A 9,249-nucleotide genomic window follows, 5' to 3' on the forward strand; every position below is an offset into this window, starting at 1 on the left:
CACCCGGCAACTCCGCCCTTTCTGAAAGGTCTTCCGTGTCCGACCGTATCGACCTCGCCGCGCTTCCGCACGACTTCCTGTGGGGCACGGCCACCGCGGCCTACCAGATCGAGGGAGCCGTCGCCGAGGACGGCCGCAGCCCATCGATCTGGGACACCTTCTCGCACACCCCCGGCAAGATCGACAACGGTGACACCGGCGACGTCGCCTGCGACCACTACCACCGCTGGCGCGAGGACATCGAGCTGATGCGCCGGCTCGGCACCAACGCCTACCGGCTGTCGATCGCCTGGCCGCGCGTGGTGCCCGGCGGCGACGGCCCGGTCAACCCCAAGGGCCTCGCCTTCTACGACGAGCTGATCGACGCCCTGCTGGCGGCGGACATCACCCCGTCCGTCACCCTCTACCACTGGGACCTCCCGCAGGTCCTCCAGGACCGCGGCGGCTGGGCCGAGCGGGAGACCGCCGAGCACTTCGCGGCGTACGCCTCGGCCGTGGCCGCCCGGCTCGGCGACCGCGTGCGCCTGTGGACCACCCTCAACGAGCCCTCCTGCTCGGCCTGGATCGGCCACCTGGAGGGCAAGATGGCACCCGGGCTGACCGACCTGACCGCCGCGGTCCGCGCCTCCTACCACCTGCTCCTCGGCCATGGCCTGGCTGTGCAGGCCATTCGCGCCGCCGCGCCGGACGCCCAGGTCGGCATCGTCAACAACCTCTCCACCGTGCACCCCGCCACCGAACGCCCCGAGGACGAGGCGGCCGCCCGCCGGCAGGACGGCCATGTCAACCGCTGGTGGCTGGACCCGGTCCACGGCCGCGGCTTCCCGGCCGACATGCGCGAGGTGTACGGCGTCGACCTGCCCGAGCACCCCGGGGACCTGGAGACGATCGCGGCCCCGCTGGACTGGCTGGGCCTCAACTACTACTTCCCGGCGTACGTCGCCGACGACCCGGCCGGTCCCGCGCCCCGTGCCCGCTCCGTGCGCCGGCTGGGCGTCCCGCGCACCGGCATGGACTGGGAGATCGACGCGAGCGGCATTGAGACGCTGCTGCTGCGCCTCACCCACGAGTACGGGGCCCGCCGGATCTACGTCACCGAGAACGGCAGCGCCTACCCGGACGTGGTCCGCCCCGACGGCACCGTCGACGACCCCGAGCGCCAGGAGTACCTGATCGAGCACCTCGCGGCCTGCGCCTCCGCGGCCCGCAAGGGCGCCCCGCTGGCCGGCTACTTCGCCTGGTCGCTGCTCGACAACTTCGAGTGGGCATACGGCTACGCCAAGCGCTTCGGCCTGGTCCACGTGGACTACCGCACCCAGGAACGCACCATGAAGGGCACCGGGGACCGGTACGCGGACATCGTCCGACGGCACCGCAGCCGGGCACGCCGGGCCGCCTGAGCCCGGCCCGGACGGTGGGCGCGGGCGCGGGAGCCCGCGCCCACTGCCGGCGTTCGCAGGCCGGTTGCGGCGCCCGGGACAGCGCCGCCCAGGTCGCGAAGGCGTACGCCGGCCCGGTCAGCCCGCCGGGCCCATGCCGAACGCCGTACCCAGCAGGACCAGCAGGAAGAGCTGACCCCTCCCGCTCCCACGGCCGTCTCCCGCTGGACCGGCCGGGCGTCGTACGTGTCGTTCCGGGCCACCGCGCATTCCTCCGGCCGAGTGACAAGTGACAGAGTTGATCACTGTCGCGTACTGTGCGCGGCCTCTGTGCACATCCCGGTACGTGAACGACGTCCCGGCCGTTCAGGAGGATGCCGATGAACCGGTCCGCGCGCGCGTTCTGGCTCCGCTCGCCGGGCCACGGCGAGCTGCGGGACATCACCGTCCCCGAGCCCGCCCGGGGCGAGGTCCTGGTGCGCACGCTCTACTCGGGAGTCAGCCGCGGCACCGAGACCCTGGTGTTCCGCGGCGGGGTCCCAAAGAGCCAGCACGCCGTGCTGCGGGCGCCGTTCCAGGACGGCGAGTTCCCCGGGCCGGTGAAGTACGGCTACCTCAACGTGGGCGTGGTGGAGCAGGGCCCGGACGACCTGACCGGACGCACGGTGTTCTGCCTGTATCCGCACCAGAGCCGCTACGTCGTTCCGGTGAACGCCGTCACCCCCGTGCCGGACACGGTGCCCGCCGGGCGGGCCGTCCTCGCCGGTACCGTGGAGACCGCCGTCAACGCCCTGTGGGACGCCGCGCCTCTCATCGGCGACCGGATCGCGGTGGTCGGCGGCGGCATGGTCGGCTGCTCGGTGGCCGCCCTGCTGGCCCGTTTCCCCGGCGTACGGCTCCAACTCGTCGACTCGGAGCCGGCGCGGGCCGCGACCGCCCGGGCCCTGGGCGTCGACTTCGCCGCGCCCGAGGACGCCCTCGGCGACTGCGACCTGGTCGTCCACGCGAGCGCCGACGCACAGGGCCTGGTCCGCAGTCTCGGCCTGCTCGCCACCGAGGGCACGGTCCTCGAACTGAGCTGGTACGGCGACCGGCGCGTCACCCTGCCGCTCGGCGAGGCGTTCCACTCCCGGCGGCTCACCGTCCGCGCCAGTCAGGTCGGTGCGGTCTCCCCGGCCCGCCGCGCGAGCCGCAGCCACGCCGACCGGATGGCCCTCGCCCTCGACCTGCTCGCCGATCCCGCGCTGGACGCGCTCATCACCGGAGAGAGCGCGTTCGAGGAACTGCCCGAGGTGATGCCGCGGCTCACCACGGGTGAACTCGCGGCCCTGTGCCACCGGGTCCGGTACGCCTGACCCGAGCGGGGCGGGTACGTACTGAACCCGGGGATGCCGCAAGCCGGCGGCTTCGGCCCCTGAAAGGGCGTCACCGCCTGGGCGTTCGGCGCCGCCGGCCCGGGTCTGGACACGGTCGCGCACCGGTCCGGATCCGGCCGGCGGGCGCGGCTCAGTCCACGACCGCATCGTGCACCAGCCGCTTCACCGCCGGGATCACCTTCAGTGTCCGCGGTCGTACCTGGGTCATGAACTGCACGGTGAGGCCGCGGCCGGGGTCGACCCAGAAGGTCGTCGACGCCGCGCCGCTCCAGCCGTAGGTCTCGAGCCGGGCCGGGACCGCAGTGCGGTCCGGGTCGATCACCACGGAGACGCTCAGGCCGAAGCCGAGCCCGGCGTTGCCGGGCTCCTGGTGGGCGGGGGCGCCGAAGGCACGCAGGTCGGCGCCGCCGGGAAGGTGGTTGCGCGTCATCAGCGCCACCGTCTGCGGCCGCAGTAGCCGGACCCCGTCCAACTCCCCACCCCGGCGCAGCAGTTCGGCGAACCGGTGGTAGTCGTACGCCGTGGCCACCATGCCCCCGCTGCCGGACAGGAAACGGGGACGGCCGTGCAGCGGCAGCCCCGGGACCGGCTCGATGCCGCCGTCCTCGGTCTCCCCGTACAACTCGGCCAGCCGTTCGGCCTGTCCGGGCACGATGTGGAACCCGGCGTCCGGCATGCCGAGCGGACCGAAGATCCGCTCGGCGAAGAACGCGTCGAGCGGCTGCCCGGACACCACCTCGACGACCCGGCCCAGCACATTGGAGGCCACCGAGTAGTTCCACTGCGTACCCGGCTCGAACTGGAGCGGCAGTCCGGCGTACACGTCCATCGTCCCGGCGAGATCCGCGCCGGGCGGCACGGACGACTCCAGACCGGCGGTGCGGTAGAGGGCGTCGACGGGATGCGAGTGGTAGAAACCGAAGGTCAGGCCCGCCGTGTGGGTCAGCAGGTGCCGGATCAGGAGGGGGCCGTCCGCCGGGCGGGTGGTGACCCCGGTGCCGGAGCCGCCCACATACACCCGCGGGTTCGCGAAGACCGGCAGATGGCGGTCGAGCGGGTCGTCCAGGGAGAGCCTGACCTCCTCCACCAGGAGCAGCACGGCGAGGGCGGTGACCGGCTTGGTCATCGAGTAGACCCGCCACAGCGTGTCCGCCCCGACCGGCAGCCCGGCGGCCCGGTCGCGATGACCGTACGCCGTGAGATGGGCGATGCGCCCGCCGCGGGCCACGGCCACCAGGCAACCGGGCAGCCGGCCCTCGTCGACGTGGTGGGCGAGGTACTGGTCGAGGCGGTCCAGCGCTTTCGGGTCGAGACCGGCCTCGTCCGGATCGGCTTCCTGTCGCAGCTGTGGCATCGCTCTCCTCCGGTCGGGCGGTACGCGGTGCGGTCCGGCATACCCCGCCCGGACGGCCGCGGACCACGCTGGACCACATCGTGGCGCAGGGAGCGGGGCGGATGCGCCCCTCCGCGCGCGGGTGAGCGACGCGACGCGCCGTCACAGGGGAATGTCCGGGCACGCCCGCCCGGTTGATCCCTGCATGACTGAGGACGCGACACAGGACGCACTGCTGGCACTGCTCTCCGACGGTCACGCCGGAGTGCTGGTCACGCTCAAGCACGACGGCCGCCCCCAGCTGTCGAACGTGAGCCACGCCTACGACCCCGAGGAGCGCGTCATCCGTGTGTCGATCACGGACGACCGCGCCAAGACCCGCAATCTGCGCCGCGACCCGCGGGCGTCGTACCACGTCACCAGCGCCGACCGGTGGGCGTACACGGTCGCCGAGGGCACGGCGGACCTCACCCCGGTGGCCCGGGACCCGCACGACGAGACGGTCGAGGAACTGGTCCGCCTCTACCGCGACGTCCTGGGCGAGCACCCCGACTGGGACGACTTCCGGGCGGCCATGGTCCGTGACCGACGCCTGGTGCTGCGGTTGCGGGTCGAGCGGGCGTACGGGATTCCGCGACGCTGAGCGCCGCACCGGATGCACCGGACGGGGGAGCGCGGGCGCCGCTGCCAGGACGGGCCGCCGGTCCGCCCCGGCGGTGGCGTGCCCGGCCGCCGCGGGTCACCGCGTGCCTGCGTCCCTCAGCGGCGCGCGGTCGGCGCTTCGGCGGCGGCTCTCTCGGTGCGCGCCTCGATCGCCCGTAGCACGGCGACCATGTCCTCGCCGCCGTACCCGTGGGCCACTGTCTCCTCGAACAGGCCGTGGCAGACGTCGAGCAGCGGCGAGGCCAGCCCCGCCGTGCGGGCCGCCGCCGCGATCAGGCGGTTGTTCTTGAGTACGTCCAGGGCCGCCGCCTGTACCGCGAAGTCCCGGTCCTCCAGCTTGGGTGCCTTCATCCGGAAGACCCCGCTGGCCATCGGGCCCGCGTCCAGCACGTCCAGGAACAGCCGCCGGTCCAGGCCCTGCCGTTCGGCGAAGTGGAACGCCTCGGTCAGCCCGGTCACCAGAGTGATGAGGAAGAGGTTCACCGAGAGCTTCATCAGCAGGGCGTGCGGTGCCGGACCGCACACGAACACCTCCTGGCACATCGGCGCCAGCAGCGGCCGTACCTGAGCCACGGCCGCCTCCTCGCCGGCCAGCATGGCCACCAGCCGGCCCTGCTCGGCCGGCACCCGGGAGCCGGAGACCGGCGCCTCGGCATAACGGCCGCCCGCGGCGCGGACGTCGGCCTCCAGCGCCCGTGAGTACTCGGGCGAGGTCGTGCCCATGTGTACGACGACACGCCCGGCGACGCGGGCCGCGAACCGCGGGCCGCCGCGGTCGAGCACCGCGTCGATCGCTGTGTCGTCGGCGAGCATCAGGATCACCACGTCCGACCGTGCGAACACGCCCTCGGGATCCGGGGCCACCTCGGCGCCGGCCGCGCGCAGCGGCTCGGTGCGGCCGGTGCTGCGGTTCCAGACCACGAGCGGGGTGCCCGCCACCGCCAGGCGCAGTGCCATGGGCTGCCCCATCACTCCGAGTCCGATGAATCCGACGTGCACCTGCGGACCGCCCTCCGCCCCCGAACCGACTATGACAGCGGTCATAGTAGCGAATGCTATGACGACGGTCATAGGCTGGCGGCCAGCGAGGCACGGCACGCCGGGAGGTCGACGATGGCGGGTTCCCGGAGGGGACCGCGGGAGCGGATGGTCTTCAGCGCGGCCCAGCTCATCCGGCGCGACGGAGTCACCGCGACGGGCATGCGCGAGGTGGCCGCCCACGCCCAGGCGCCGCGCGGATCGCTCCAGCACTATTTCCCGGGCGGCAAGGAACAGCTCGTCAACGAGGCCGTGGACTGGGCAGGACGGTACGCGGGCAACCGGATCGCGCGCTTCCTGGCCGAGCAGGACCGGCCGACGCCGAGCGGTCTGTTCGCCGCGATGGTGCGGCAGTGGACCGACGAGTACGGCACCAGCGGCTTCGACCGGGGCTGTCCGGTCGCCGCGGCCACCGTGGACTGCGCGGCTGCGGGCACGTCCACCCGTGCCGCGGCCGCCGCCGCGTTCGCGGCCTGGCGGACCCCGCTCGGCGCGGCCCTGGCCGGCCTGGGGGTGCCCGCCGAACGGGCCGCCGCCCTGGCCGGCGTGATGATCAGTGCGTTGGAGGGGGCGATCCTGCTGGCCAGGGCCGAACGCGACGTGGCGCCCCTGACGACCGTGGCCCGGGAACTGGGCCCCTTTCTCGACGCGGCCGTGCGGCCCCCCTCCTGAGACCAGCACCCGTCTGCGCGCCCGGTCGCCCCCGTCATCTTCTTTGCGGTCCTGCAAGAGGGCCGCTGGCCTCCGGGCCCGGTGTGACTGTGTCTCCCTGTCCGAGATGACCTGGCGGGGTGGTGTCGCCGGGACCGGCCCTCAGATCCTGGTCGGACCGGTCGTGACGACGCCCGGTGCCGGGCGGGACCGGCTTCTAGAATGTGCGGTACTGGCCCTACCGTCCGGAGGTCCTGATGACGAGCGGCGGCGTACCGGCAGGACGGAGCGGGGGAGGCCGCGACGCCGCGCGCACCCGGGACGAGATCCTGGACGCGGCGACACAGGAGTTCGCCCGGGCTGGCTACGCCGGTGCCCGGATCGACGAGATCGCCGCCCGTATCCGCACCACGAAGCGGATGATCTACTACTTCTTCGGTGGCAAGGAGCAGCTGTTCACGGTCGTACTGGAGCGGGCGTACGGGATGATCCGCGCGGCCGAGCAGCGGATCGACGTCGAGCACCTCGATCCGGCCGCGGCCATCAGACGGCTGGCCGAGCTGACCTTCGACCACCACGAACAGCACCCGGACCTCATCCGTCTGGTCAGCATCGACCCCGGCCACGGGGCCGGTCGCAGCGCCGCCTCCGCCCGGCCGGTGGCCACCGACCCGCCGGCCCTCGAAGCGATCCGCCGGATCCTGGCGGCGGGCCGGGCACGGGGTGTGTTCCGGGCCGACGCCGATGCCGTCGACGTGTACGCGATGATCAGTGCGTTCTGCTTCCTCCGGGTCGCGGGCCGGCGCGGATACGGAGCGCTGTCCGGCCCGGACCCGGCCGACCCCGCCCAGCGCGAGCGCCACCGTGCCCTGCTCGGCGACATGGTGATCGCCTACCTCACCACGCGGCGGACGACGGACTGATCCGGCGGAACCCGAACGGCGGTGCGGCCTGCCGTGCGCGGCCCCGTCGCGGTCCTGCTCGGTCCCGCCGTCCGGTCGGTCTCCGCGCTGCCCCTGAGCCCCGGCCGGCCCGGCGCGTTTTCGTCTGCCGTCGCCCGGACACACCCGGCATCCGGCACCCGCCCGCACGTCGTCCCTGCCGTTCCGCTGCGGCCCGGGTCACGGTGTGTGACCCGGGCCGGGACGGTCAGGCGGTCCTGTTCCACTCCGCGATCACGGGCCGCCCGTGCTCCAGGGACAGCCGGCTCACCGCGCCGGTGGCCAACTGGAAGAGGCGGCCCTCGGCGGGCGGCAGGCCCAGCCGGCGGGCGGTGAGCACCCGCAGGAAGTGGGCGTGGGCGACGAGCACCACATCGCCGGTGTCCTGGGCGAGGGCGGCCTCGATGCGGGAGAGCACCCGGTCGGCCCGCTGTCCCACCTGCTCGGGCGACTCGCCGGGATGCCCGTCCGGGCCGGGCGGCACGCCGTCCGTCCACAGGTCCCAGTCAGGGCGCGTGCGGTGGATCTCGTCGGTGGTGATGCCCTCGTAGCCGCCGTAGTCCCACTCGTGCAGCTCCGGATCGGGCACCGTCCCGGTCAGGCTCGCGAGTCCGGCGGTGCGGACCGCGCGGTCGGACGGACTGGTGAGGGTGAGCGCGTAGGTCCGGCCCGAGAGGAGCGGAGCGAGGGACTTGGCCTGTTCCTCGCCGTGCCGCGTCAGCGGCAGGTCGGTCCAGCCGGTGTGCTGTCCCGTCAGACTCCACTCCGTCTCACCGTGGCGGACCAGGATGAGGTCCCCCACGGCCGATCAGTCCTTCGCCGACTCGACGGCGTGGCCGCCGAACTGGTTGCGCAGCGCCGCGACCATCTTCATCTGCGGCGAGTCGTCCTGGCGCGACGCGAAGCGCGCGAAGAGGGCGGCGGTGATCGCCGGCAGCGGGACCGCGTTGTCGATGGCGGCCTCGACGGTCCAGCGGCCCTCGCCGGAGTCCTGCGCGAAGCCCTTCAGCTTCTCCAGGTGCTCGTCGTCCTCCAGCGCGTTGACCGCGAGGTCGAGCAGCCAGGAACGGATGACGGTGCCGTCCTGCCAGGAGCGGAACACCTCGCGCACGTTGTCGACCGAGTTGACCTTCTCCAGCAGCTCCCAGCCCTCGGCATAGGCCTGCATCATCGCGTACTCGATGCCGTTGTGGACCATTTTGGAGAAGTGCCCGGCGCCGACCCGGCCCGCGTGGACGTAGCCGTACGGGCCCTCGGGCTTGAGCGCGTCGAAGATCGGCTGCAGCGGCTCGACGTGCTCCTTGTTGCCGCCGACCATCAGGGCGTACCCGTTCTGCAGGCCCCAGACGCCGCCGGAGACGCCCGCGTCGACGAAGCCGATGCCCTTGATGGCGAGCTGGGCGGCGTGCTTCTCGTCGTCGGTCCAGCGGGAGTTGCCGCCGTCGACCACCGTGTCCCCGGGCGACAGCAGGTCGCCCAGTTCGTCGATGACCGACTGGGTGGCGTGCCCGGCCGGGACCATCACCCACACCGTGCGGGGGGCGTCGAGGCCCTCGACCATCTCCGCGAGGGTCTTCACGTCGGAGAGGGCCGGGTCGCGGTCGTAGCCGATGACGGTGTGGCCCGCGCGGCGGATGCGCTCGCGCATGTTGCCGCCCATTTTCCCAAGACCGATGAGTCCGATCTGCATGACAGTTCACACTTCTTTCTGATCGTTCTTGAGCATGCGGTAGGCGGCGACGAGCGCGGTGGTGGACGGGTCGAGACCGGGTACCTCGGTGCCTTCGGTGAGTGCGGGTTCGACGCGTTTGGCGAGGACCTTGCCGAGTTCGACACCCCACTGGTCGAAGGAGTCGATGTTCCAGACG

10 protein-coding genes are annotated in these 9,249 nt (G+C 73.0%); 5 read left to right on the top strand and 5 right to left on the bottom strand.

Annotated features, from left to right (window positions below; translation table 11 throughout):
* Nucleotides 1-35: 35 nt before the first annotated feature.
* Nucleotides 36-1,400: a GH1 family beta-glucosidase gene (locus ACFYPJ_RS36615; RefSeq protein ID WP_389026034.1), complete on the top strand. Its 1,365-nt coding sequence runs from the start codon at nt 36-38 to the stop codon at nt 1,398-1,400.
* A 359-nt stretch (nt 1,401-1,759) separates the two neighbouring features.
* Nucleotides 1,760-2,734 carry a zinc-binding alcohol dehydrogenase gene (locus tag ACFYPJ_RS36620; RefSeq protein ID WP_389026036.1) on the top strand — a complete coding sequence of 325 codons (975 nt, stop codon included), beginning with the start codon at nt 1,760-1,762 and terminating at the stop codon, nt 2,732-2,734.
* A gap of 151 nt (nt 2,735-2,885) precedes the next feature.
* Here the strand turns inward: ACFYPJ_RS36620 and ACFYPJ_RS36625 are convergent, their stop codons facing one another.
* Nucleotides 2,886-4,109, bottom strand: coding sequence for a serine hydrolase domain-containing protein (locus tag ACFYPJ_RS36625; protein ID WP_389026038.1), 1,224 nt, complete (start codon nt 4,107-4,109; stop codon nt 2,886-2,888).
* Between the two features lie 184 nt (nt 4,110-4,293).
* On the opposite strand from ACFYPJ_RS36625, the gene ACFYPJ_RS36630 reads away from it, so the two are divergent.
* On the top strand, nt 4,294-4,731 hold the full coding sequence (locus ACFYPJ_RS36630; protein ID WP_389026040.1) for a PPOX class F420-dependent oxidoreductase: 438 nt from the start codon (nt 4,294-4,296) through the stop codon (nt 4,729-4,731).
* Nucleotides 4,732-4,847: 116 nt separating this feature from the next.
* On the opposite strand, the gene ACFYPJ_RS36635 is transcribed toward ACFYPJ_RS36630, so the two are convergent.
* Entirely contained in the window at nt 4,848-5,750 is a 903-nt protein-coding gene (locus tag ACFYPJ_RS36635; RefSeq protein WP_389026050.1) for an NAD(P)-dependent oxidoreductase, read from the bottom strand.
* Between the two features lie 114 nt (nt 5,751-5,864).
* Here ACFYPJ_RS36635 and ACFYPJ_RS36640 point away from each other — a divergent pair, with 114 nt between their 5' ends.
* Complete coding sequence (locus ACFYPJ_RS36640; protein WP_389026042.1) at nt 5,865-6,461, top strand: TetR/AcrR family transcriptional regulator; 597 nt, start codon at nt 5,865-5,867, stop codon at nt 6,459-6,461.
* A 236-nt stretch (nt 6,462-6,697) separates the two neighbouring features.
* Entirely contained in the window at nt 6,698-7,363 is a 666-nt protein-coding gene (locus ACFYPJ_RS36645; RefSeq protein WP_389026044.1) for a TetR/AcrR family transcriptional regulator, read from the top strand.
* A 226-nt stretch (nt 7,364-7,589) separates the two neighbouring features.
* Here the strand turns inward: ACFYPJ_RS36645 and ACFYPJ_RS36650 are convergent, their stop codons facing one another.
* The 3 genes from ACFYPJ_RS36650 to ACFYPJ_RS36660 all read right to left on the bottom strand — a co-directional run.
* Nucleotides 7,590-8,183 carry a histidine phosphatase family protein gene (locus ACFYPJ_RS36650; protein WP_389026046.1) on the bottom strand — a complete coding sequence of 198 codons (594 nt, stop codon included), beginning with the start codon at nt 8,181-8,183 and terminating at the stop codon, nt 7,590-7,592.
* Nucleotides 8,184-8,189: 6 nt separating this feature from the next.
* Nucleotides 8,190-9,071, bottom strand: coding sequence for a phosphogluconate dehydrogenase (NAD(+)-dependent, decarboxylating) (gene gnd / locus ACFYPJ_RS36655; RefSeq protein WP_389026048.1), 882 nt, complete (start codon nt 9,069-9,071; stop codon nt 8,190-8,192).
* 6 nt (nt 9,072-9,077) lie between these two features.
* The coding region (locus tag ACFYPJ_RS36660; protein WP_389026052.1) for a hypothetical protein at nt 9,078-9,249 on the bottom strand (172 nt) is incomplete at its 5' end.

Source organism: Streptomyces sp. NPDC006012 (assembly GCF_042871185.1).
Lineage (GTDB): Bacteria > Actinomycetota > Actinomycetes > Streptomycetales > Streptomycetaceae > Streptomyces.

What these genes read in the sequence shown, in the direction of transcription:
- ACFYPJ_RS36620 (WP_389026036.1), top strand. Translation starts at nt 1,760, where the DNA reads ATGAACCGGTCCGCGCGCGCGTTCTGGCTCCGCTCGCCGGGCCACGGC.
- ACFYPJ_RS36625 (WP_389026038.1), bottom strand. Translation starts at nt 4,109, where the DNA reads ATGCCACAGCTGCGACAGGAAGCCGATCCGGACGAGGCCGGTCTCGAC.
- ACFYPJ_RS36630 (WP_389026040.1), top strand. Translation starts at nt 4,294, where the DNA reads ATGACTGAGGACGCGACACAGGACGCACTGCTGGCACTGCTCTCCGAC.
- ACFYPJ_RS36640 (WP_389026042.1), top strand. Translation starts at nt 5,865, where the DNA reads ATGGCGGGTTCCCGGAGGGGACCGCGGGAGCGGATGGTCTTCAGCGCG.
- ACFYPJ_RS36645 (WP_389026044.1), top strand. Translation starts at nt 6,698, where the DNA reads ATGACGAGCGGCGGCGTACCGGCAGGACGGAGCGGGGGAGGCCGCGAC.
- gnd (WP_389026048.1), bottom strand. Translation starts at nt 9,071, where the DNA reads ATGCAGATCGGACTCATCGGTCTTGGGAAAATGGGCGGCAACATGCGC.